The following is a 20583-nucleotide window of genomic DNA, read 5'->3' as shown; positions in this document are numbered from 1 at the left end:
CCCCGTGGTCCTGAACTGGTACAACTACCCCGACGACTCGGGCGCGTTGCAGCAGGCCGCCGACCGGCGCGGCTCAGGGGAGCTTGACCGCCAGCAGGTCGACCGGGCGGATGTCCGGCGGCGAGCTCAGCATGGTCTTGGCCGCCTCCATCAGCGCCTCGGCGATCCGGCCCTGCAGGTGGGCGGTGCGTCCCCGCTCGTCCTCGAAGGTGTCGAAGACCCCGAAGGTGGTCGCGCTCTCCCGGAACGCGAACCAGGTGACGGTGTGCTCCTCCTCGCGAGCCAGCTGCAGCGCCTCGCCCAGCAGGCCCGCCACCTGGTCGGCGTACTCGGGCTTGGCCTCGATCCGGGCCAGCAGACCGATCTTCATGGTGTCGCTCCGTCTCTCGTGTCGCGATCGTCGCCCGGTGGTCCCGGACATCTCCAAGCTAGGCGCCGGAACGGAGATCACCCAGAGTCGTGAACGACGAGTCCGATACCGTTTCCGCCATGGAGATAGCAGTGCTGGCCTACGACGGCGTGTTCGACTCCGGGCTCTCGGCGGTCCTCGACGTCTTCGACGCGGCGAACGCGATGCGCACCGAACTCCCGACCCCGCCGCCCGCCTGGCGGCTCAGCACGGTCGGGTTCCGCCGCCGGGTGCGCACCGGCGCGGGCCACCAGGTGGCCACCGAGCCGGCCGCGACGGCTGCCCGGGCGGACCTGCTGCTGGTGCCGGCGCTGGCCCAGCGGCAGCCCGAGGCGCTGATCGACCACGTCGCGGGGCCGGCCTCGGCGTCCGTACGGCGCCTGGTGACCGAGACCCGGGGCCGGGGCACGCCGATCGCCTCGGCCTGCACCGGTACGTTCCTGCTGGCCGAGTCGGGGGTGCTGGACGGGCGGCGGGCGACCACGAGCTGGTGGCTGGCGCCCCTGTTCCGGCAGCGCTACCCGGCGGTCACCCTCGACGAGACCCGGATGGTGTCCGTCTCGGACGGTGTGACCACGGCCGGGGCGGCCTTCGGGCACGTCGACCTCGCGCTCGCGATCGTCCGGACGAGCAGCCCGGCCGTGGCGGACCTGGTCGCCCGGTACCTGGTGGTGGACGAGCGGCCGTCGCAGTCCGCCTACACCATCCCGAGCGCGCTCGCCCAGAGCGATCCGCTGGTCGCCGCCTTCGAGCGGTGGGCCAGGCTGCACCTGGACGGGCCGATCGGCGTCGGCGACGCCGCCCGCGCGCTCGGGGTCAGCGAGCGCACCCTCCAGCGGACCGTGCGCCGCACCCTCGGCACCTCGCCGGTGCGCTTCGTCCAGGACCTGCGGGTGGAGCAGGCCTCGCACCTGCTGCGGACCACCGGCCTGCCGCTGGAGACGATCGCCCGCAAGGTCGGCTACGAGCACGCCAACACCCTGCGGGTGCTGCTGCGGGAACGCACCGGCAGCACGGCCGGCGCGCTGCGCGGGCACTGAGCACGCACCGCGCCCCAGGGACCAGGCCCTCGGCCGGCTCACGGCCGGCACGGCGCGCCCCTGGTCAGCCGGTACCGGGCGCCGATCCGGTAGGTGCCGGCGGCCGGCGCGTGCAGCACCGTCCATTCGCCCGCCGCGCTGAGGCAGCCGACGGCCCCGCCGGGCGCCTCCTCGACCCCGAGCCACGGCGACCACGGGACGCGCAGCCGCACCTCACCCGCCTGCGGCACGTCGAGCGTCAGGTCGGCCGGACCGGCCTGGCGCACCGTCGCGGGCGGGTCCACCAGCGGCGTCGGGTCGGCGACCCGGAAGAGCCGCCAGCCCTCGTCCCGCCAGACCTGGTCCAGCCAGCCGTACCCGGCCGCCACGATCGCGGCCTCGGCCACGGCGGCGTCGTCCGGCCGGGCGGTGGGGAGCACCACGTAGCCGACACCCCAGTGCCGCAGCCAGGCGCGGTACGAGTCGGGGGTGAGGGTGTGGTCGTAGAAGAGCGGGTTGCGGGCCACGTCGGCCTGCCGGTTCCAGCCGCGGGCCAGGTAGACGTAGGGCGCGAGGGCGGAGGCCTCCTGGTGCGAGCGCAGCGGGACGACCTCGATCCGGCCCCGGTCGGCGCCGATCCTCCGCAGCTCGTCGAGCAGTGACGCGGTCGGGCGGGTCTCCCCCGCCGACGGCCCGGCGCTGATCAGGTCACCGACCGGCTTGCCGACCTGCCAGGCCGCGACGGCCAGGAACGCCACCCCGAGCACCAGCCACCGGCGCCTGCCCGCCCAGCCGTCCGGCCGGCCGCCAGCCCAGCCGTCCGCCCGGCCGTCCGCCCGGGCCTCGAGCGCGGCCGCCAGCAGCACGGTCCCGGCGAACAGCAGCGCGAGCCGCTCGACGTTGCTGCCGACCGGCGAGGGCACCGCCCAGGTGACGGCCACCCCGGCCGCGTACACCGCGGCGCCCGCCCGCACCGCCCGCCACGCGCGCGGCACCAGCAGCACCCCCGCCACCAGGGCGGCCAGCAGCGGCGCCGCGACCCACCAGTCGAAGGGCTGGACGCCGTGGAACGGGAACGCCAGCGCCGTGCCGGCGACCACCAGCACCGGCCCGGTGGCCAGCGTCGCCGCGCTCCGGTGGCGGCCGGTCAGTGTCAGGGCCGCGGCGGCCACCACCAGGAAGAGCCCGGCCACCGGGCTGTTCATGGTGGCCAGCGCCGCCAGCAGGAAGGCCGCCACCCGGCGCCCGGCCCCCGGGGGCCCGAGGGCCGGCGCGAGCGCCGCGAGCCCGAGGGCGACCCCGACGGCGAAGGTCACCCGGCCCGAGACTGCGTTGCACGACAGTGCGAGCGCCGTCCACAGCGCGGGCGCCATCGGCCGGACGAGCCCCGCCCGCACCAGCAGACCGGCGGCGAGGGCCGCCGCCAGCGTGCCGGCCAGCACGCCGGTCGTGCGCACCCCCAGTTCCCCTATCAGGTACGGCGACAGCAGGCTGTACGAGGCCGGGTGGATCCCGCCGTACCAGGACAGGTTGTACGCCGAGTCCGGGTGCTCCATGGTGAAGTCCGTCCAGGCGTACTGGGCCGCCAGGTCGCCCGCGTCGGCGGCGAGGAACAGCGCCCACAGCCCGTGCAGGAGGGCGGCCAGCAGGGTCGCGGCGACCACCGGGCTCCGCAGCGCACGGCGGGGATGCCCGGCGGCGGCGCGCAGCGCCGGCTCCCAGGTGGTCATGCGGGCCCTCTCCCAGCAGCGGGGGTGACAGGGACCAGCACACACCGCGGCGGCCGTCCCGCCCGGCCGGACACACCGGCGCCGCCCGCCGGAAACGGGCCGCCCGGCGCTCCCGCGCCCGGCCCTGACACCGGCCCTGACACCGGCTCAGGGCCGGTGGGGGCGGGCGTTCACTCCTGGGACAGCGCGGGCAGCTCGCCGGTGGTCCTCGCCGTGTCGAGCACCGCGAAGGCCGCGCCCTGCGGGTCGACCAGGGCGGCGAACCGGCCGAACGGGCTGTCCAGCGGCCCGAACACGACCTTCCCGCCGCGCCCGGTGGTCCTGGCGACCGCCTCGTCGCAGTCCTCGACCGCGAAGTACACGCCGACGTACGGCGGCAGCTCGGGCGGGAAGTCCGAGGTCATCTCCATCCGCCCCAGCACGCTCTCACCGCCGAGCGTGAAGACCTTGAAGTCGATCGCGCCGTCCTCCATCCGCCGTACGCCGAACGGGAACACCTTGGGGAAGAAGGCGTCCGACGTCGCGGGCTCCCGGGTGTACACCTCCGCCCAGCAGTAGCCGCCCGGCTCGCCGCGCTTCTCGAAGCCCTCGTGCGCGCCGGCCTGCCAGACGCCGAACGGGACGCCGCTGGGATCCCGCGCGATCAGCATCGAGCCGAAGTCGCCGACCTTCATGGGCTCCAGCACCAGCTCACCGCCGGCCGCCCGGATCCGCCGCGCCGTGGCGTCGACATCCGGCGAGGCGAAGTACAGGCACCAGGCCGAGGTGCCCTCCGGCTGACCCGGCATCGGCGGTACGACGGCCGCCACCGCCTTGCCGCCGGAGTAGGCCTGGGTGTAGCCGCCGAACTCGGAGGCGCTCTCGCCGAAGGTCCAGCCCAGCACGTCGCCGTAGAAGCTCTTGGCACCCTCCAGGTCGGTGAACATGGCGTCGGCCCAGCACGGCGTGCCCTCTGCTAGTGCGGCCATGGCCTGGCTCCCTCCTGCTGGCGCTTGCGTCGCTGCTGCTCCTCACGCTAACCACTGGGCCGTGCCCCCGCGCGGGGGCCGCGGCGCGGGGGTCAGCCCATGGTCTTCGCGCCGTCCAGGGACTCCCGGATGATGTCGGCGTGGCCGGCGTGCTGGGAGGTCTCGGCGATGATGTGGAAGAGCACCCGGCGGACCGACCAGCTGGCGCCCGGCTCGAACCAGGGCGCCTCCGGGAGCGGATGGGTCAGGCCGAGGTCGGGGAGGGTCGCCACCAGCTCGTCGGTCTCCCGCGCGACCCGCTCGTAGGCGTCCAGCAGGCCGTCCAGGGTCTCGCCGGGATCCATCCTGAACTGGCCCTCCCAGTCGATCGGTTCGCTGCGCATCGCGGCCGCGCCGCCGACCGCGAACCGCATCCACCGGGCCTCGACGTTGGCCACGTGCTTGATCAGCCCGCCCAGGCACAGTTCGCTCACGGTGGTGCGCCGCGCGGCCTGCTCGTCGCTGAGCCCGCGGACCGTGTGGCGCAGGAAGCCGCGGTGCTTGGTCAGGGTCTCCAGCAGGTCGGCGCGCTCGCCGTCGGCGGGGTTCTGATGCGAGGTCATGGGTGCTCTGCCTCCGGTGTGGTGCGGCTGTCGGCGGTCTTCCACCCAACCACGGGCGGCGCCCGCGGCACGTGTTGCGCGGCCGTGACAGGCGGCGCACGAATCCAGCATCTCCGGTTGCCAGACTTCTCGCATCGCACGGCGCGGGAGCAGGTCGAACAGGCGGATCACGATCCTGGGGGACGACGGCTCGGCTCGCCGGAAGACCGCACCGTCCGTACCGACGTTCCCGGGGGAACCACCATGTCCGCTCGCGCCCGCCTGCGCACCGCCGCCGCCATCGCGCTCACCGTCGTCGTCACCGCCGGCAGCTCCGCGCTGCTGACCGGCTGCGGGCCGGCCGGGGACGGGAAGTCCGCGGCCGCCTCGGCCGCCCCCTCGGTGCCCGCCGGCACCGCGTCGGGCGCCGCCCTCGGGCTGACCGCCGCCACGCCGTCCCCGACCCCGACCGGCGCGCCGACGGCCGGCGCGCAGGCGACCACCGCGACGCCCACCGCCAAGCCCGTCGCCCCGTCGACCGCCGCCCCGACCCGCTCCGCCGCCGCCCTGGGCGGCACCGCCGGCAACGGGCTGACCGTCAGCGACGGCACCCGCTACGTGCTGATGAACGGCACCGCGGTGGACTTCGGCACCGCCGTCCGTGACCTGGCCTGGTCCCCGGACGGCAGCAAGGCCGCGTTCATCGACGGGTCGGGCAGCCTGGTGGTCGCCAACCCCGACGGCAGCGGCCGGGTGGTCGTCGCCCGCAACCCCGGCGGGCAGACCTGGTCGCACCCGACCTGGCAGGTGGCGCCGGCCGACGGCCAGTACCAGATCCCGGCCAAGAACAACCTGCTCTTCGCCGCCTCGAAGGACGGCGTCTCCCGGCTGAAGAAGGTCCCGGCCGGCGCCGGCGCCGCCACTCCGACCGACCTGCCGCTCAACGGGTTCCCGGACGAGGAGGCGACCCCGCTGCCGCTGACCGGCAACACCTGGCCGGGCGCCGGCGGCGGCTACGGCAGCTCGGTGTACGCCAACACCGGCACCGGCGAGGTGTTCATCCGCGACGAGTACCTGCGCCAGCAGGGCAGCGCGATCGCCAAGGGCTCCCAGCCCGCGATCTCGCCGGACGGCGAGGAGATCGTGTTCGTCCGCTCCGTCGAGGGGCACGACCACATCTTCGCGGCCACCGACCACGGCCGGACGACCCGGGACCTCACCCCGCACGCCGGCACGGACTACACCGAGCCGGCCTTCTCCCCCGACGGCCGCACCATCGCCGTGCGGACCCCGGCCGGCATCGCCACCCTGCCCGCCGACGGCTCCGCCGCACCGACCCGGATCTCCGACCACGCCGGCCTGCCCGCCTACCGCGGCGGCCACCGCTGAGCCGCTGACCGGCGACCGGGCCGGCGTCCGCCTCAGCGGCGCGCGAGCTCCGCGCGCAGCTCGTCGAGGTGGGCGTCGGCCGTGTCGTGCGGCAGGAACTCGACCACGTCGAGGAAGCGGAACAGGACCTTGGCCGCGGTGACCGCGTGCTCGTAGTCGCCGAACCCGACCACCGCCCCCGTCCCGCCCCGCGCGGCGCCGCGCACCACGTGTGCGGTCAGCTCGTCCGCGCCGGCCGCCGACAGCCCGCGCCGGGCGTTCGGGCGGGCCAGGTAGGGGCAGACCATCGAGGCGTACAGCATGCAGGCCCGGTGGCCCGGGCCCTCCAGGGTCGGTGCGAGGTTGCGGTACGGGTGCCCGGCCGCGAGCGCCTCGGCGATCGCGGCGCTCTCGGTGGCGCCGACCACCCGCCAGACCGGGCCGCGGGGCATCAGCGTGTTGCAGACCGAGCAGAGCCGCTCGCGGGCGCAGTCGGCGCTGCGCCCGTGGTCGGTGAGCGCGAACTGCGGCTCCCCGTCGTCCCACGGGGTGATGGCGGGGACGGGGTAGCCGCGGGAGTCGCGGGGCCTGGCCTCGACGGCAGGCGGCTTCGGGACACTGTCGAAACGCACGGGGCATGCCTACCACCGCGCGGCCCCGGCCCGCACCGCCGGCCGATCGGCGGCCGACACCCCGACCGCGTCGAGCCGCGAAGTCACCAACCAGGAGCGCGAGGTGGCAGCCGGGCCGGATCGGCCTCAGCCCGCCGCGCCGCGCTCCCCCCGCGGCACCACGAACTCGGTGAGCAGCGCACCGCCCGGGCCGAGCCCGGCCCAGGTGCCGGGGAGCGCCAGGACGGCGGCCGCGGCGGTCGGGTACTTCTCCCGGACCCGGACGGAGGGTTCGTCGGTGCGCTCCACCGCGAGCAGCAGCACCAGGTCCTGGACGGCCGGCCGGTGGCCGACCAGCAGCACGGTGCGGCGGGTCTCCGGCAGCTTGCGCAGCAGGTCGAGCAGGTCCGCGGCCTCGGCCCGGTAGGCCCGGGGGTCGTAGACCACCTCCGGCTCCGGCTCGGCGCCGAGCTCGGCGGCGGCCAGCTCCCAGGTCTCCCGGGTGCGCCGGGCGGGCGAGCAGATCACCAGGTCGGGGGCGCGGCCGCAGTCCCGCAGCCAGCGTCCGGCGGCGGGGGCGTCCGCGCGGCCCCTGGGCGCGAGCGGGCGCTCCTCGTCCGGCACGTCCGGCCAGGCGGCCTTGGCGTGCCGCAGGACGATCAGCCGGGCAGGGTGGGCAGCAGCCGTCATGAGGTCAAGTGTGCGCCTCGCGCCGCGCCGGCGGGAGCCCCCGCGCCGGTGCCGGCGGCTCGCCCGGCCGGACGGGCGCGTGTTGCGTCCCGGGCCCGGCGCGCCGAGCTGCGAGCATGTGAGTCCCGGCCCGGCAAGGGGCCCCGGAACGGATCGGAGCCGCCCGCCATGGCCGTGAAACTTCGCCTCGCCCAGCAGCCCGAGGCCGACGAACTGCTCGGCCGCAGCCCGCTGGCGGCGCTGGTCGGCATGCTGCTGGACCAGCAGATCCCGATGGAGCACGCCTTCACCGGTCCGCGCACGCTGGCCGACCGGCTGGGCACCGACGACCTGGACGCCGGCCGGATCGCCGCGATGGACCCGGAGCGGTTCGCGGCGCTGTTCGCCGAGAAGCCGGCCGTGCACCGCTACCCGGGCTCGATGGCCCAGCGGGTGCAGCAGCTGTGCCGGTACCTGGTCGAGCACTACGGCGGCGACGCCGAGGCGGTCTGGCGGGACGCCCACGACGGCAAGGAGCTGCTGGCCCGGCTGATGGCGCTGCCCGGCTTCGGCCGGCAGAAGGCGCAGATCTTCCTCGCGCTGCTGGGCAAGCAGTTCGGCGTCCGTCCGCAGGGCTGGCGGGCCGCGGCGGGCTCGTACGGCGAGGACGGCAGCTTCCGCTCGGTCGCCGACATCACCGGCCCCGATTCGCTGGTCAAGGTCCGCGCCTTCAAGCAGGAGGCCAAGCGCGCCGCGAAGGCCGCCCAGGCCGGCGAGCCGGGCTGACCCGGCGGTAGCCGTACCGCGGCTTGATCCGCAGGTTGACGTACCGGCCGTGGCTCGGCGCGGCCAGCAGCCCGGCGTACTCCTGCGCCGGCACCGCCAGGTACCGGTAGACGTCGCCCCGGGCGGTCTCCAGCTCCAGCTCCCGCGTGGCGGCGTCGTACCCGGCGGACCTGATCCAGGACGACTCCAGCGGTACCCGTTCCATGCCCCCAGCCTGCCGAGCGGGCCGCCGGCCCGCCACCGCGGCGAAAAACCGGGCAACGGAGTCACGGAGCACCCGGGCGATGGAAAAACCGGGCGACAACGGGCAGGCGCCTGGCTAGCGTGCGAACCATGCGTGCGCTGTCCGAGAACGAGATCCGCGAGTCCTTCGTCAACTGCTCCAAGGGCGAGGCCCGACGGCTCAACCTACCCCGGGGTCTGTCCGAACTGCCGTGGGAGGAGCTGGACTTCCTCGGCTGGCGGGATCCGGGCGCGCCCGATCGCGGGTACCTGGTCGCCGAGCGCGAGGGCGCCCTGGTGGGCGTCACCCTGCGGGTGCCGTCGGTGCGCCGCAGCCTGGCCAAGAGCAACATCTGCAGCCTGTGCGTCACGGTGCACGCCGGCTCCGGGGTGGCGCTGCTGACCGCGCGGCGGGCGGGTGTCGCCGGCCGCGAGGGCAACACCGTGGGCAACTACGTCTGCGCCGACCTGGCCTGCTCGCTCTACGTGCGCGGCCGCAAGAAGTCCGCGCTGGTCAGCCGCCCCGAGGAGTCCCTCGGCCTGGACGAGCAGATCGCCCGGACGGTCGCCAACCTGGACGCCTTCCTGGCCCAGGTGCTGGCCTGAGCCGACCCGCCCGGGGCCGGCCCAGGCCCGGCCGTCAGTGCGACCGGTACTCGACGGTGAGCAGCGCGCGGGCCAGCGTGTGGAAGGTCAGGTTGAAGCCGGCCACCGCGGCCGGGGTGTCCGGCCGTACGTCCAGCGCCGGCAGGTCCAGCGCGTGCACCGCGAAGACGTACCGGTGGGCCGGGCCGGGCGGCGGGGCGGCGCCGTCGTACCGGTGACCGGGGAAGTCGTTGCGGACGTGGAAGGACGCCTCGCCCGGCAGGTCGGCGTCCGAGGAGCCGGCGCCGCGCGCCAGTTCGGTGCTGCCGGCCGGGAGGTTGACGGCCAGCCAGTGCCACCAGCCGCTGGCGGTGGGGGCGTCCGGGTCGAAGCAGGTGACCGCGAAGCTGCGGACGCCGGCCGGGAAGCCGGACCAGGCCAGCTGCGGCGACAGGTTGCCGCCGCCGTGGGCGTGCAGCTCGGGCATGGTGCCGCCGTCGACCAGGTCCTCGCTGGTCAGCGTGAAGGCGGGCACCTTCGGCAGGAAGTCGTACGGAAGCGGCGGACGGTCTGTCATGGGGCGTCCCTCTCCTGGTCGTCAGGGCGGTTGCTCTCCGGGGCAGTCTAGGGAGCCGCCCCGGGCTCAGGCCCCGAACCGCCCCAGCACCTCGGCGCCGAGTTCACTCTCCGGGCGGCCGAGGTCGAGCGGCAGGTCGAAGTGGTTGCGCCCGGCGGCCACCATGGTGTGCACGGGCACCCCGGCGGCCCGCGCGGCCGCGGCGAACTCCTCCTGCTGGCGGGCGAATTCGGCGGTCTCGTGCTCGCCGCGGGCGATCAGCAGCGGCGGCAGCCCGGCGAGCGGCAGGTGCAGCGGGCTGAGCCGGCGGGCCGCCTCCGCGTCCAGGGCGAGCGGCTCGTTGACGTAGCTCAGCGAGATCGGCTCCAGGTCGTAGACGCCGCTGAGCAGCGCCGCACCGGCGATCCGGTGCCCGGGGGCCGGCTCGGGGTCGAGCAGCGCCATCGCGGCCAGGTGCGCACCGGCGGAGCTGCCGCTCAGGTACACCCTGGCCGGGTCGAACCCCAGCTCCTCGGCGTTGCCGAACAGCCACCGCACCGCCCGCCGGACCTGCGCCACGATCTCCGCCGGCGGCCAGCGCGGCGCCAGCCCGTAGCCGATCGCGGCGAAGGCGGTGCCGCGCCGCAGGAAGTCCGGGGCGGCGAAGGCGGAGTCGGCCTTGTCCAGCTCCTGCCAGTAGCCGCCGTGCACGAAGACGTGCAGCGGGGCGCCGGGCCCGGCGGCCGGGAAGTAGTCCAGCAGCTCCGGCGGCTGCTCGCCGTAGCGCTCGTCCCGGCGGGCGGGGTGCGCGGCGTGCGCGGCGGCACTGCCCTCGGTGTACGCGGCGAGCTCGGCCGCCAGGTCGGCCACACAGCTGCTGGGAGAGTACTCCCGGTCCAGCTCGGCCCGGTCGAACTGCCGGTAGACGGGTGACATCGCCGCTCCCCTGCCATCAGGTATAGACCAATACCGAGAGCCCCGGATAGCGTGGGACCTCCCGTGTACCACCCTGCTCCGGAGCCGCCCCGTGGAGTCGTCCGTCCTCGCGTTCGCCACCGATCTGCTGGACGAGGGCGCCGACGCCTTCTTCGGCAACCTTACCGACCGGGCCGGCGTCGGCGGGGTGACCCTGGCCTCGGTCTACCACGAGGCCCGGGACGTCCTCCCGCACAACCCCCGCCGGGTGGTGCAGTACCTGGAGCCGGGCGCCGCCTACTTCCGCCCCGACCCGGCCCGCTGGGCCGGCCGCCGGCTCGCCCCCGAGCCCTCCACCGCGATCGGCGACCGCGACCCGTTCGCCGAGGCCGCCGAGCAGGCCGAGCGCCGCGGGCTCAAGCTGCACGCCTGGACGGTCTTCTGCCACAACGACCGGCTCGGCTTCCGCCACCCGGACTGCGCCCCCGCCAACGCCTTCGGCGACCGTTCCCGCACCGAGCTGTGCCCGGCCAACCCGGAGGTCCGCGAGTACGCCACCACCCTGGTCGGCGAGCTCGCCCGGTACGGCGTGGACGCGATCCGGGCCGAGTCCCTGCACTTCCACGGGCTGCGCCACGGCTACCACCACGAGCGCTACTTCGAGGAGCTCGGCCCGACCGCCGAGGCCCTGCTCGGCATCTGCTTCTGCGACCACTGCCGGGCCGCCGCGACGGCCCACGGGGTCGACGGCGACGAGGTCCGCCGGGCTGTGCGCGAGGAGCTGCGCGAGCGCCTCACCGACGAGCGCCGGGCCGCCGAGCCGGCCGCCCTGGACGCGCTGGCCGGCGGCGCGGTCGCCGAGTACCTCGACGCCGCCGCCCGGACCGTCACCGCACTGGCCGCCGAGGTCGCCGAGGCGGCCGAGCAGCACGGCATGCGGCTCACCTTCATGGACGGCGCCGGGCCCGGCAAGGGCTGGCTCTCGGGCATCGACCTGCCCACCCTGGCCAAGGCGGCGCACCAGATCGAGACCCTCGGCTACGCGAAGACCCCGCAGGCCGTCCGGGAGAAGGTCGCCGCCTTCGCCCTGCACGGTGTGCGCCCCGAGGAGATGGCCGTCATCCTGCGCCCGATGGCCTCGGACTGCGACGGCCCCGACAACCTGGCCGCCAAGATCGAGGTGCTGCGCTCGCTCGGCGTGCCCGAGGTCGAGTTCTACCACTACGGGCTGATGCGGCTGTCCTCGATGGACCGGATCGGCGCCGCCCTGCGCTGAGGCGCCGCCCCGCGCCGGGCCCGGTTCGCGGCCGCGTCCCGGGTGCTCAGCGGTGGCGGCGCGAGGTGCCGAACAGGCTGCGGGTGATCTCCCGGCCGAGCTGGGTGCCCGCCGAGCGGGCGAAGGACTTCAGCGCCGGGCTGCCCAGCAGCGAGCCCAGCAGCCCGCCGGCGCCCTCCTGCTCCGGTGCCCGCTCGGACGCCCGGCCCGGTGCCCGCCCCGGCTCGGGTGCCCGCGGCGGCGCGTCCTCGGGCGCCGCGGCGCGGGCCGCCAGCTTCTCGTACGCCGACTCCCGGTCGATCGCGTCCCGGTAGCGCGCCGCCAGCGGCGAGGCGTCCACCGCCGCCCGCAGCGCCGCCGGCTCCATCGGCCCCATCAGCGACCGCGGCGCCCGCAGCCGGGTCGCGGCCACCGGGGTCGGTGCCCCCTTCTCCGACAGCACCGTCACCACCGCCTCGCCGGTGCCCAGCCGGGTGAGCACCTCGGTGAGGTCGTAGCCGGACCTCGGGAAGGTCGAGACGGTCGCCTTCAGCGCCTTGGCATCGTCCGGGGTGAAGGCCCGCAGCGCGTGCTGCACCCGGTTGCCGAGCTGCGCCAGCACATCCGCCGGCACGTCCTTGGGCGTCTGGGTGACGAGGAAGATCCCGACCCCCTTCGAGCGGATCAGCCGCACCGTCTGGGTGATCGCCTCCAGGAACGCCTTGGAGGCGCCCTTGAAGAGCAGGTGCGCCTCGTCGAAGAAGAACACCAGCTTCGGCCGGTCCAGGTCGCCGACCTCGGGAAGCTCCTGGTAGAGGTCGGCCAGCAGCCACATCAGGAACGTGGAGAACAGCCGCGGCCGGTCCTGCACGGCCGGCAGCTCCAGCACCGAGACCACGCCCCGGCCCTGCTCCGCCGTCCGCAGCAGGTCCACGGTGTCGAATTCGGGCTCCCCGAAGAACGCGCCGGCGCCCTCGTTCTCCAGCACGGTCAGCGAACGCAGGATCACCCCGGCGGTGGCCGCCGACAGCCCGCCGATCCCCTTCAGCTCCGCCTTGCCCTCGGGCGAGGTGAGGAAGGTGATCACCGCTGTGAGGTCCTTGAGGTCGTACAGCTCCAGGCCGTGGCGGTCCGCGTAGTGGAAGACCAGCCCGAGCGAGGACTCCTGGGTCTCGTTCAGCTCCAGCACCTTGGCCAGCAGCAGCGGGCCGAAGCTGGTCACGGTCGCCCGGACGGGGATCCCGGTGCCCTGCCCGCCCAGCGCGTAGAACTCCGCCGGACAGCCCTGCGGCGTCCAGGCCTGCCCGACCTCGGCGGCCCGCGCGGTGATCCGGTCGCCGGCCACGCCCGGCGCGCCGATCCCGGAGACGTCCCCCTTGATGTCGGCCAGGAAGACCGGCACCCCCTGCGCCGAGAGCTGCTCGGCGATCAGCTGCAGGGTCTTGGTCTTGCCGGTCCCGGTCGCCCCCGCCACCAGGCCGTGCCGGTTCAGCACCCCGAGCGGGATCCGTACCTGCGCCTGCGGGTAGGCGTCGGTACCCTGCAGCACGGCGCCGAGTTCCAGTGCCGGCCCGGTGAAGGCGTAGCCGGCGGCGATCTCCCGCACGGCGTCCGGGAGCGCGGCGTCCGGCAACACGGCGTCCGGGAGCGCGGCGTCGGCAGGCGCGGCGGCGGGGTCGGACGGGGGCTGGGCGGAGGTCATGGGGCTGGCTCCCAACGCGGGCGAGGTGTCACAAGACGGGCTTTCACGGCATTCACCATCAAAACGCCGGACTCTTCGCCCCGCAGGTCAGGTCACGCCTGCTGCGCCCCCGGCGCCCCGGACGGTAGGCTTTCCGTGTGATCTTCAAGCGCATCGGCAACGGACGGCCGTACCCGGATCACGGCCGGACCAGCACCCGCCAGTGGGCGGACGTCGCGCCGCGTCCGGTGCGGCTGGACCAGCTGGTGACCACCAAGGGTCAGCTGGACCTGGAAACGCTCCTGGCCGAGGATTCGACGTTCTACGGCGACCTCTTCGCCCACGTGGTGAAGTGGCGCGGCGACCTGTACCTGGAGGACGGCCTGCACCGGGCCGTCCGGGCTGCCCTGCAGCAGCGTCAGGTGCTGCATGCCCGCGTGCTGGAGATGGACTGAGCGCCGTCGCCGGCTCCTAAACCCATCGATCCGCCGTCACCCGCCAGGGACGGCCCCCCGCACCGTCGGTACATCCTTTCGAGTGTCGCGATACTCCAGATGATGATCATTTAGTACATATGCGACCGGTCCGGCACTAGTCTGCTGATACGGCCGCGCACCAGTCGGCGACATCGCCGCACACCGCACCCGAACCGGACGGCCGCACCGTCACCGAGCCCCGCCCCGGCACGAGGGGGAGACGAACCGTGAGCATGTTGACTCCCCAAGGTCTGAAGGGGAAGCAGTACCGGGTCACCGGTAACTCCTACCCTCGACTTGGCCGCCCGCCCCGCAAGAGCCGCCGCGTCCTGGCGCTGATCGGCTCGCTGCTCGCCCTGGCCCTGATCGCCCTCGGCGGCGTGCAGCTGGTGGAGATCTTCACCGGCCACGGCAGGCAGGCGACCGCCCAGGCGTGCGCCTCCCCGGCCGCGTCCGGCAAGGCCCTGGCCGCACCCGAGCCAGGGAGCAGCCCCGCGCCCGACGCCTCGGGCGCACCCGCCGCCCCCGCGGCCACCAGCACCGCCGTGCCGCAGCCCCAAGCCGTCACGGTGAACGTCTACAACGCCACCGGCAAGAGCGGCCTGGCCGCCCGGACGGCGGAGGAGCTGAAGCAGCGCGGCTTCACCGTCGGCAAGGTCGGCAACGCGCCCTCCGCGCTCGACAAGAAGGTGCCCGGCACCGTGCAGGTGATCAGCGGCCCCGGCGGCCTCGGTGCCGCCACCCTGGTCGGCTCCCAGGTGGCCGGCGCCACCACGACGGCCGACACCCGGGCCGACGCCACGGTCGACCTGGTGATCGGCGACGCCTACACCGCGATGCTCGACCCGACCCAGGCCGCCGCCGCCCTGGCCGCCGCGATCAAGCCCTCGGCCTCCGCCGAGCCCGGCAGCTGCTGACGCAGCCCTGCTCCACCGCTCCACACGCTTCCGCCGCTTCACCCGAACAGCGCAGTGGGCGCCTCCCCGGTCGGGGAGGCGCCCACTGTCCTACGGTCCGGTGCTACCGGCTCAGCCGGCCGTGCCGTAGAGGCGGTCGCCCGCGTCGCCCAGGCCCGGCACGATGTAGCCGTGCTCGTTGAGCCGCTCGTCCAGCGCGGCGGTCACCACGGTGACCGGCGTGCCGGCGAGCTCCTTCTCCATCAGCGCCACGCCCTCGGGCGCGGCCAGCAGCACCACGGCCATGACGTCGGTGGCACCGCGCTCCAGCAGCATCCGGATCGCGGCGACCAAGGTCCCGCCGGTGGCCAGCATCGGGTCCAGCACGTAGACCTGACGGCCGGAGAGGTCGTCCGGCATCCGGGTCGCGTAGGTGGAGGCCTCCAGGGTCTCCTCGTTGCGCACCATGCCCAGGAAGCCGACCTCGGCGGTGGGCAGCAGCCGGGTCATGCCGTCCAGCATGCCCAGGCCGGCCCGCAGGATCGGCACCACCAGCGGGCGGGGGTAGCTCAGCCGGGTGCCGGTGGTGACCGCCACCGGGGTGGTGATCTCCACCTGGTCGGTCCGGACGTCCCGGGTGGCCTCGTACGCGAGCAGGGTCACCAGCTCGTCGGTCAGCCTGCGGAAGGTCGGCGAGTCGGTGCGCTCGTCGCGCAGGGTGGAGAGCTTGTGGGCCACCAGCGGGTGGTCGACGACATGGAGACGCATGTGCCAACCGTAACGTCCGGCAGCACATGGGTACGACTCGCCGCGAAACGGGCGCGGCGCACGGGGCGGAAGGGGCGGCTGCGCGTGCTGCGGCGCGCCACCGATCGAAGTACCTCACCGAACCGAGACCTTTCCCGTGGTATCAACCGGACATTTCTGGGAACGTCGGAGCGTATGAAGAGCAACCCGCACGCCGGGGCCGGCTCGACAGACGAGTCCAAGCCCGTGCCCGAGACCGCCGCAGATCGCCGAAAACGGCGGGCCGTGTTCCTTCGCGAGCTCGCCGAGGCGCGCGAGCTGCGGGCCCGGGTGCAGCCACGCCGCACCAAGGAGCGTCGGCTGCGCGAGGCGATGCGGATGCGAACATTCCGGATCTGACGGGCCGCCGGCCGCCGCGCCGGGTGCGGACCGGTGACGGACCGGCTGCGGACCGCGCTTTCCGACACGACCTGCAAAGACGCGCTGCCGAACACCCCCCGCGACGGCGGGCTTTCTGTCACGATGCGGTGGGACGGTCCGAACAGCGGACCGCCTCTGGCGCGGGGGCGGCCAGACCGCGTTCGCCCGAGATCGCCGACAGCCGAGACCAATCTTGGGAGTGTCCCTGGTGGCGTACTTCGCTGCAGTGCTTGCTCGCACCGGTGCCGGGTGGGATGTGAGCGAGACCGAACTCGACAACGTAGAAGCCCTGACCGACCTGGTCGACCTCGCCCGGGAGGCCGCCGAGGACGACGACACCGTGCTGGTCTTCATCGAGCAGGAGGACGCCTGGTTCGCCGTCCTGCGGGTGGACGGGGAGGAGGACCCCCGGATCTTCGTCTCCGACGGCGCCGCGGCGGCCCGCAGCTCCTACGGCGCGATCCTGACCGACGAGCTGGTCGACCACTCCGGCGACGACTTCGACGACCTCGACGACCTGGTCGCCGAGCTGGACGACGAGGACGCCGCCGACGGCGAGCAGGACGGCGACGAGGAGGCCGCCGGCGCCGTCGGTCCGGGCGGCGTCCCGGTCGGGCCGCTCGGCGACGCGGAGCTGCTGGCCGAGTACGGGCTGGGCGCCACGGAGCTGACCGACCTGGCCGGCGAGGGCGCGGTGCCGGGCGAGGCGCTCGCCGAGATCGCCGAGGCGATCGGCTGCGGCGAGATCCTGGAGGCCGTGCGCTAGCGGGCGGCCCGGTGGCCCGCCACCCGGGCCCGGTGTCCGACACTGGGTCCATGCAGCCCGCACCGCTCCCCCGGCTCGCCCCGCTCCCGGCCCCCGTCCGCCCCGACCCGGTGCGTGACCGCTGGACGGACCAGATGCGCCTCGCCATCGCCGAGGCCGCGCTGGCAACCGCCACCGGAGACGTACCGGTCGGGGCGCTCGTGCTGGGCCCGGACGGCGCCGTCCTCGGGCGCGGGCACAACGAGCGCGAGGCGGTCGGCGACCCGACCGCCCACGCCGAGGTGGTCGCCGTCCGGCAGGCCGCCGCGGCGGTCGGCGAGTGGCGGCTCGGCGGCTGCACGCTGGTCGTCACGCTGGAGCCGTGCACCATGTGCGCCGGCGCCATCGTGCTGTCCCGGATCGACCGCGTGGTGTACGGCGCCCTCGACGAGAAGGCCGGCGCGGCCGGCTCGCTCTTCGACGTGATGCGCGACCGCCGGCTCAACCACCGGCCCGAGGTGATCGGCGGCGTGCTCGCCGAGGAGTGCGGCGCCCAGCTCCGCACCTTCTTCGACACCCAGCGCTGAGCCACTCCGCCCGGGGCGCCGGAACGGATTTCGTTCCCGCCCGGGCCGTCCGGTAGAGTCTCCCTCGGTAGCGTGTCCGAGCGGCCAAAGGAGCACGCCTCGAAAGCGTGTGTGGGGGCAACTTCACCGTGGGTTCGAATCCCACCGCTACCGCTCTGAGCAGTAAGAACGAAGGGCCCCGACCGTCGCGGTCGGGGCCCTTCGTCGTTTCGGAAAGGGGGGAGCGGTCCCGGGGGGACGGACCGCTCCCCCTGCGGAGGTCCCACAACCGGTGCCGCGTCGGGGGGAAACCGCGGCGCCCGGTCCCACAGCGGGGAACTCCGGTTCCATGCGTCGAGGATTCCTGCCAGATCCTCGCCACATCAACCATCCTCCCGCTCGGCCGCGACACGGGCATCCGGAGAAAGCCCCCAGTCCCCAGGACCTTCGTCCCGACGGGTGAACGCGGCGCTCACTCGATAGCCCGTCCGATGGATAAGCTGCCGCCAGGAGAGTGGGCGCCCGGGGACCAGGGTGGCGCCCGGCACCAGGGAGGCAGGCCCGTTCGATGGCTCAGGCGAAGAAGGTCGGCATGTACCTCCTCCTGATCTTCGTGATCTACACGATCATCACCTCCCCCACCCGGGCCGCCGAGCTGGTCCAGTCGGGCTTCGTCGGCATCTCGGACGCGGCCAAGGCGGTGGGGACGTTCATGACCGGGTTGGTGAAATGACCCGCCGCCCGGGCGGCTACCGTGACGGGGTTCGTTCACCCTCACTGCTAGGAGCGGCATCGTGATCCGGCACCTGGTCCTGTTCAAGCTCAACGACGGCGTCACCAAGGACGATCCGCGCGCGGTCGCCGGCGCCAAGGCGTTCGAGGAGCTCGGCCCGCTCGTCCCCGAGCTGCGCGAGTGGGAGTGCGGCTGGAACATCACGGACCGCGACATCGCCCACGACTTCGCGATCAACAGCCTGGTCGAGGACCGCGCGGCCCTGCAGTCCTACCTCGGCCACCCGGCCCATCAGGCCGCGGCCGGCCAGTGGCGCGAGTTCGCCACCTGGGTGATCGCCGACCTCGAGGTCTGACCGACCGGGCGGCCCGACCGGCCGACGTCGCACACGGACAACCCTTGCGGCCCCCCGCCCCCACCCCGGGCGGGGGGCCGCAGCACGTACGGCCGTTCGCCGCACCCCCGACCAACACGCCCATACCCGGTACTTGCCCGCAGCAGGAACGACTTGTGATGCTATGACCGGTTTTGCCGGATATGGCGAGGTGGTGAGCGAGCCCCCGGGCAGTACCACGGCGCCCGGTCAGCACCGGGCGGCAGGCAGGCAGCCCGGATCGTGCGGTGTCGACATTGGGAGGGGTTCGAGTGTCCGTTCGGACACAGGGCGGGACGCCGGAGGCAGGCCAGGAGGGCCCCTCGCAGGCCGCGGCCGCCGCCGGGCCCGGAGCCCCCGCCGAGGAGCCGACGGACTACCGGACGGGCGTGCGCGGGAGCGCGGTGGACGTCCGCACACTGACCAGGGTGCTCTTCGAACGGATGGCGGAGCTGCCACCCGAGGCGCCCGAGCGGGCCCGGGTCCGGGCGGCGCTGATCGAGGTCAACATCCCGCTGGTGCGCTACGCGGCGACCCGCTTCCGCAGCCGCAACGAGCCGATGGAGGACATCGTCCAGGTCGGCACCATCGGCCTGATCAACGCGATCGACCGGTTCGACCCGGAGCGCGGGGTGCAGTTCCCCACCTACGCCCTGCCGACCATCCTGGGCGAGATCAAGCGCTACTTCCGCGACAACGTCCGCACCATGCACGTGCCGCGCCGGCTCCAGGAGCTGTGGGTGCAGGTGAGCGGCGCGATGGAGGAGCTCACCGTGGTGCACGGGCGGGCCCCCAAGGTGCCGGAGATCGCCGCCAACCTGCGGATCCCCGAGGAGGACGTCCGGGCCTGCCTGGACGCCGGACGGGCCTACAACGCGGCCTCGCTGGAGGCCGCGCAGGAGCACGAGGGCGGGCTGGCCCTGCTGGACCGGCTCGGCTACGAGGACTCCGCGCTGGCCGACGTGGAGCACCGGGACATGGTCCGCCACCTGCTGGTGCAACTGCCGGAGCGGGAGCGCCGGATCATCATGCTGCGCTTCTTCGCCAACCTGACGCAGTCCCAGATCTCCACCGAGCTCGGGATGTCCCAGATGCACGTCTCGCGCCTGCTGGCGCGGATCCTGACCCGGCTGCGGACCGGGAACTCCTGGGAGGAGTGACCCTCACCGGGCGCACGCCGGGGATCGCACCGTGTTACCGCGAAGTGACATCTTGCGACATTCGGGTTTGCCGGGGACAGTGTGCCGGTATTGAGGTGGGGGGCGAACTCAGCCGGGAACCACCGTCTGGTGGGGTCCGTTGAACAGTCAGTCACGAGGGGGTGGGCGCGTGTCCGGAAAGCCGGCCAGTGCAGTCGTCGAGGCGGTCGCCGTGGAGAGCCCTGAGCCGGGGGCGGTCGTCGCCGTGCCCGCTCAGCCGGTCGCGCCGGACGGCCCGATCGAGCTCGCCGACCGGACGCTGGACACCCGTACGCTGTCCCGCTCGCTGTTCCGGCGGCTCGCTGCGCTGGCGGCGGGCAGCGCGGAGCACACCTACGTCCGGGACACCCTGATCGAGTTGAACCTGCCGCTGGTCCGGTACGCCTCCGCGCGCTTCCGCAGCCGCAACGAGCCGATGGAGGACATCGTCCAGGTCGGCACCATCGGGCTGATCAAGGCGATCGACCGGTTCGACCCGGACCGCGGGGTGGAGTTCCCGACCTTCGCGATGCCCACCGTGGTCGGCGAGATCAAGCGCTTCTTCCGGGACACCAGCTGGTCGGTCCGGGTGCCGCGGCGCCTCCAGGAGCTGCGGCTGGCCCTCACCAAGGCGGGCGACGAGCTCTCCCAGAAGCTGGACCGCTCCCCCACCGTGCCCGAGCTGGCCGCCTTCCTCGGTGTCAGCGACGACGACGTGGTGGAGGGGCTGGCGGTCGGCAACGCGTACACCGCCAGCTCGCTGGACTCCACCCCCGGTGAGGACGACAACGGCGAGGGCCCGCTGGCCGACCGGCTCGGCTACGAGGACCTCGCGCTGGAGGGCGTGGAGTACCGCGAGTCGCTGAAGCCGCTGCTGGCCAAGCTGCCGCCGAGGGAGCGCCGGATCATCATGCTGCGATTCTTCGGGAATCTCACCCAGTCCCAGATCGGCGAGGAGATCGGCATCTCCCAGATGCACGTCTCCCGGCTGCTGACCAAGACCCTGGCCCAGCTCCGCGACGGCCTGATCGCCGAGGCGTAGCGCCGGCCCTGGCGGGACGGGGCGCCGGCCCCGGCGGGGCGGGGCGCCGGCC

The 20583-nt window shown here is 74.3% G+C and carries 25 protein-coding genes and 1 tRNA gene; 15 read left to right on the top strand and 11 right to left on the bottom strand.

Annotated elements, in window-relative coordinates; genetic code table 11:
• Window positions 1–73: 73 nt before the first annotated feature.
• Entirely contained in the window at window positions 74–370 is a 297-nt protein-coding gene (locus AB0K43_RS21510; RefSeq protein ID WP_363642060.1) for an antibiotic biosynthesis monooxygenase, read from the bottom strand.
• Window positions 371–489: 119 nt separating this feature from the next.
• Here AB0K43_RS21510 and AB0K43_RS21505 point away from each other — a divergent pair, with 119 nt between their 5' ends.
• Complete coding sequence (locus AB0K43_RS21505) at window positions 490–1449, top strand: helix-turn-helix domain-containing protein (protein WP_363642058.1); 960 nt, start codon at window positions 490–492, stop codon at window positions 1447–1449.
• Window positions 1450–1487: 38 nt separating this feature from the next.
• Here AB0K43_RS21505 and AB0K43_RS21500 read toward each other — a convergent pair whose 3' ends face one another.
• The 3 genes from AB0K43_RS21500 to AB0K43_RS21490 all read right to left on the bottom strand — a co-directional run bounded on the left by AB0K43_RS21500 (window position 1488) and on the right by AB0K43_RS21490 (window position 4728).
• Window positions 1488–3158: an MFS transporter gene (locus AB0K43_RS21500; protein ID WP_363642056.1), complete on the bottom strand. Its 1671-nt coding sequence runs from the start codon at window positions 3156–3158 to the stop codon at window positions 1488–1490.
• A 170-nt stretch (window positions 3159–3328) separates the two neighbouring features.
• Window positions 3329–4126 carry a VOC family protein gene (locus tag AB0K43_RS21495; RefSeq protein WP_363642054.1) on the bottom strand — a complete coding sequence of 266 codons (798 nt, stop codon included), beginning with the start codon at window positions 4124–4126 and terminating at the stop codon, window positions 3329–3331.
• Window positions 4127–4218: 92 nt separating this feature from the next.
• Window positions 4219–4728: a DinB family protein gene (locus AB0K43_RS21490; protein WP_363642052.1), complete on the bottom strand. Its 510-nt coding sequence runs from the start codon at window positions 4726–4728 to the stop codon at window positions 4219–4221.
• Window positions 4729–4971: 243 nt separating this feature from the next.
• Here AB0K43_RS21490 and AB0K43_RS21485 point away from each other — a divergent pair, with 243 nt between their 5' ends.
• Window positions 4972–6096: a hypothetical protein gene (locus AB0K43_RS21485; protein WP_363642050.1), complete on the top strand. Its 1125-nt coding sequence runs from the start codon at window positions 4972–4974 to the stop codon at window positions 6094–6096.
• 32 nt (window positions 6097–6128) lie between these two features.
• Here the strand turns inward: AB0K43_RS21485 and AB0K43_RS21480 are convergent, their stop codons facing one another.
• The gene (locus AB0K43_RS21480) at window positions 6129–6707 is read right to left on the bottom strand and encodes a hypothetical protein (protein ID WP_363642048.1); all 579 of its coding nucleotides are present in this window, start codon (window positions 6705–6707) and stop codon (window positions 6129–6131) included.
• 126 nt (window positions 6708–6833) lie between these two features.
• Window positions 6834–7376: a histidine phosphatase family protein gene (locus AB0K43_RS21475; RefSeq protein WP_363642046.1), complete on the bottom strand. Its 543-nt coding sequence runs from the start codon at window positions 7374–7376 to the stop codon at window positions 6834–6836.
• Between the two features lie 168 nt (window positions 7377–7544).
• On the opposite strand from AB0K43_RS21475, the gene AB0K43_RS21470 reads away from it, so the two are divergent.
• A complete protein-coding gene (locus AB0K43_RS21470; protein ID WP_363642044.1) occupies window positions 7545–8141 on the top strand; it encodes an HhH-GPD-type base excision DNA repair protein in 597 nt (198 codons plus the stop codon).
• Here AB0K43_RS21470 and AB0K43_RS21465 read toward each other — a convergent pair.
• Window positions 8086–8346 carry a KTSC domain-containing protein gene (locus AB0K43_RS21465; protein WP_363642042.1) on the bottom strand — a complete coding sequence of 87 codons (261 nt, stop codon included), beginning with the start codon at window positions 8344–8346 and terminating at the stop codon, window positions 8086–8088. The genes AB0K43_RS21470 and AB0K43_RS21465 overlap by 56 nt on opposite strands.
• Window positions 8347–8474: 128 nt before the next feature.
• Here AB0K43_RS21465 and AB0K43_RS21460 point away from each other — a divergent pair, with 128 nt between their 5' ends.
• Window positions 8475–8969 carry an FBP domain-containing protein gene (locus AB0K43_RS21460; protein WP_363642040.1) on the top strand — a complete coding sequence of 165 codons (495 nt, stop codon included), beginning with the start codon at window positions 8475–8477 and terminating at the stop codon, window positions 8967–8969.
• Between the two features lie 34 nt (window positions 8970–9003).
• On the opposite strand, the gene AB0K43_RS21455 is transcribed toward AB0K43_RS21460, so the two are convergent.
• Entirely contained in the window at window positions 9004–9525 is a 522-nt protein-coding gene (locus tag AB0K43_RS21455) for a YbhB/YbcL family Raf kinase inhibitor-like protein (protein ID WP_363642038.1), read from the bottom strand.
• A gap of 66 nt (window positions 9526–9591) precedes the next feature.
• A complete protein-coding gene (locus AB0K43_RS21450; RefSeq protein WP_363642036.1) occupies window positions 9592–10440 on the bottom strand; it encodes an alpha/beta hydrolase in 849 nt (282 codons plus the stop codon).
• A gap of 91 nt (window positions 10441–10531) precedes the next feature.
• Between AB0K43_RS21450 and AB0K43_RS21445 the strand changes: the two genes are divergently transcribed.
• Window positions 10532–11695, top strand: coding sequence for a hypothetical protein (locus AB0K43_RS21445; RefSeq protein WP_363642034.1), 1164 nt, complete (start codon window positions 10532–10534; stop codon window positions 11693–11695).
• Window positions 11696–11741: 46 nt separating this feature from the next.
• On the opposite strand, the gene AB0K43_RS21440 is transcribed toward AB0K43_RS21445, so the two are convergent.
• Entirely contained in the window at window positions 11742–13376 is a 1635-nt protein-coding gene (locus tag AB0K43_RS21440; protein ID WP_363642032.1) for a helicase HerA-like domain-containing protein, read from the bottom strand.
• Window positions 13377–13513: 137 nt separating this feature from the next.
• Here AB0K43_RS21440 and AB0K43_RS21435 point away from each other — a divergent pair, with 137 nt between their 5' ends.
• Window positions 13514–13810: a type II toxin-antitoxin system VapB family antitoxin gene (locus tag AB0K43_RS21435; protein ID WP_014136828.1), complete on the top strand. Its 297-nt coding sequence runs from the start codon at window positions 13514–13516 to the stop codon at window positions 13808–13810.
• Between the two features lie 254 nt (window positions 13811–14064).
• On the top strand, window positions 14065–14748 hold the full coding sequence (locus AB0K43_RS21430) for a LytR C-terminal domain-containing protein (protein WP_363642066.1): 684 nt from the start codon (window positions 14065–14067) through the stop codon (window positions 14746–14748).
• 111 nt (window positions 14749–14859) lie between these two features.
• Here the strand turns inward: AB0K43_RS21430 and upp are convergent, their stop codons facing one another.
• Window positions 14860–15495 carry a uracil phosphoribosyltransferase gene (gene upp / locus AB0K43_RS21425; protein WP_363642030.1) on the bottom strand — a complete coding sequence of 212 codons (636 nt, stop codon included), beginning with the start codon at window positions 15493–15495 and terminating at the stop codon, window positions 14860–14862.
• A gap of 174 nt (window positions 15496–15669) precedes the next feature.
• Between upp and AB0K43_RS21420 the strand changes: the two genes are divergently transcribed.
• The 8 genes from AB0K43_RS21420 (at window position 15670) to AB0K43_RS21385 (ending at window position 20531) form a co-directional block, all read left to right on the top strand.
• The gene (locus AB0K43_RS21420) at window positions 15670–15873 is read left to right on the top strand and encodes a hypothetical protein (RefSeq protein WP_363642028.1); all 204 of its coding nucleotides are present in this window, start codon (window positions 15670–15672) and stop codon (window positions 15871–15873) included.
• A 229-nt stretch (window positions 15874–16102) separates the two neighbouring features.
• Window positions 16103–16660, top strand: coding sequence for a hypothetical protein (locus AB0K43_RS21415; protein WP_363642026.1), 558 nt, complete (start codon window positions 16103–16105; stop codon window positions 16658–16660).
• Window positions 16661–16710: 50 nt separating this feature from the next.
• Window positions 16711–17226, top strand: coding sequence for a tRNA adenosine(34) deaminase TadA (gene tadA / locus AB0K43_RS21410; protein WP_363642024.1), 516 nt, complete (start codon window positions 16711–16713; stop codon window positions 17224–17226).
• A 66-nt stretch (window positions 17227–17292) separates the two neighbouring features.
• Window positions 17293–17379, top strand: a tRNA-Ser gene (locus AB0K43_RS21405).
• Between the two features lie 394 nt (window positions 17380–17773).
• Window positions 17774–17938, top strand: coding sequence for a hypothetical protein (locus tag AB0K43_RS21400; RefSeq protein WP_350641138.1), 165 nt, complete (start codon window positions 17774–17776; stop codon window positions 17936–17938).
• A 61-nt stretch (window positions 17939–17999) separates the two neighbouring features.
• On the top strand, window positions 18000–18293 hold the full coding sequence (locus AB0K43_RS21395) for a Dabb family protein (protein WP_363642022.1): 294 nt from the start codon (window positions 18000–18002) through the stop codon (window positions 18291–18293).
• A gap of 290 nt (window positions 18294–18583) precedes the next feature.
• Window positions 18584–19471 carry an RNA polymerase sigma factor SigF gene (locus AB0K43_RS21390; RefSeq protein ID WP_363642020.1) on the top strand — a complete coding sequence of 296 codons (888 nt, stop codon included), beginning with the start codon at window positions 18584–18586 and terminating at the stop codon, window positions 19469–19471.
• A gap of 244 nt (window positions 19472–19715) precedes the next feature.
• On the top strand, window positions 19716–20531 hold the full coding sequence (locus AB0K43_RS21385; RefSeq protein WP_363642064.1) for an RNA polymerase sigma factor SigF: 816 nt from the start codon (window positions 19716–19718) through the stop codon (window positions 20529–20531).
• Window positions 20532–20583 lie beyond the last annotated feature (52 nt).

The organism is Kitasatospora sp. NPDC049258 (assembly GCF_040678895.1).
Classification (GTDB): Bacteria; Actinomycetota; Actinomycetes; order Streptomycetales; family Streptomycetaceae; genus Kitasatospora.
The sequence above is the reverse complement of the archived record's forward strand: the minus strand, read 5'-3'. Positions and strand labels throughout refer to the sequence as shown.

Coding starts and splice junctions, on each gene's coding strand:
- AB0K43_RS21510 (WP_363642060.1), bottom strand. CDS start 370: ATGAAGATCGGTCTGCTGGCCCGGATCGAGGCCAAGCCCGAGTACGCC.
- AB0K43_RS21505 (WP_363642058.1), top strand. CDS start 490: ATGGAGATAGCAGTGCTGGCCTACGACGGCGTGTTCGACTCCGGGCTC.
- AB0K43_RS21500 (WP_363642056.1), bottom strand. CDS start 3,158: ATGACCACCTGGGAGCCGGCGCTGCGCGCCGCCGCCGGGCATCCCCGC.
- AB0K43_RS21495 (WP_363642054.1), bottom strand. CDS start 4,126: ATGGCCGCACTAGCAGAGGGCACGCCGTGCTGGGCCGACGCCATGTTC.
- AB0K43_RS21490 (WP_363642052.1), bottom strand. CDS start 4,728: ATGACCTCGCATCAGAACCCCGCCGACGGCGAGCGCGCCGACCTGCTG.
- AB0K43_RS21485 (WP_363642050.1), top strand. CDS start 4,972: ATGTCCGCTCGCGCCCGCCTGCGCACCGCCGCCGCCATCGCGCTCACC.
- AB0K43_RS21475 (WP_363642046.1), bottom strand. CDS start 7,376: ATGACGGCTGCTGCCCACCCTGCCCGGCTGATCGTCCTGCGGCACGCC.
- AB0K43_RS21470 (WP_363642044.1), top strand. CDS start 7,545: ATGGCCGTGAAACTTCGCCTCGCCCAGCAGCCCGAGGCCGACGAACTG.
- AB0K43_RS21465 (WP_363642042.1), bottom strand. CDS start 8,346: ATGGAACGGGTACCGCTGGAGTCGTCCTGGATCAGGTCCGCCGGGTAC.
- AB0K43_RS21460 (WP_363642040.1), top strand. CDS start 8,475: ATGCGTGCGCTGTCCGAGAACGAGATCCGCGAGTCCTTCGTCAACTGC.
- AB0K43_RS21455 (WP_363642038.1), bottom strand. CDS start 9,525: ATGACAGACCGTCCGCCGCTTCCGTACGACTTCCTGCCGAAGGTGCCC.
- AB0K43_RS21450 (WP_363642036.1), bottom strand. CDS start 10,440: ATGTCACCCGTCTACCGGCAGTTCGACCGGGCCGAGCTGGACCGGGAG.
- AB0K43_RS21440 (WP_363642032.1), bottom strand. CDS start 13,376: ATGACCTCCGCCCAGCCCCCGTCCGACCCCGCCGCCGCGCCTGCCGAC.
- AB0K43_RS21430 (WP_363642066.1), top strand. CDS start 14,065: ATGTTGACTCCCCAAGGTCTGAAGGGGAAGCAGTACCGGGTCACCGGT.
- upp (WP_363642030.1), bottom strand. CDS start 15,495: ATGCGTCTCCATGTCGTCGACCACCCGCTGGTGGCCCACAAGCTCTCC.
- AB0K43_RS21420 (WP_363642028.1), top strand. CDS start 15,670: ATGAAGAGCAACCCGCACGCCGGGGCCGGCTCGACAGACGAGTCCAAG.
- tadA (WP_363642024.1), top strand. CDS start 16,711: ATGCAGCCCGCACCGCTCCCCCGGCTCGCCCCGCTCCCGGCCCCCGTC.
- AB0K43_RS21400 (WP_350641138.1), top strand. CDS start 17,774: ATGGCTCAGGCGAAGAAGGTCGGCATGTACCTCCTCCTGATCTTCGTG.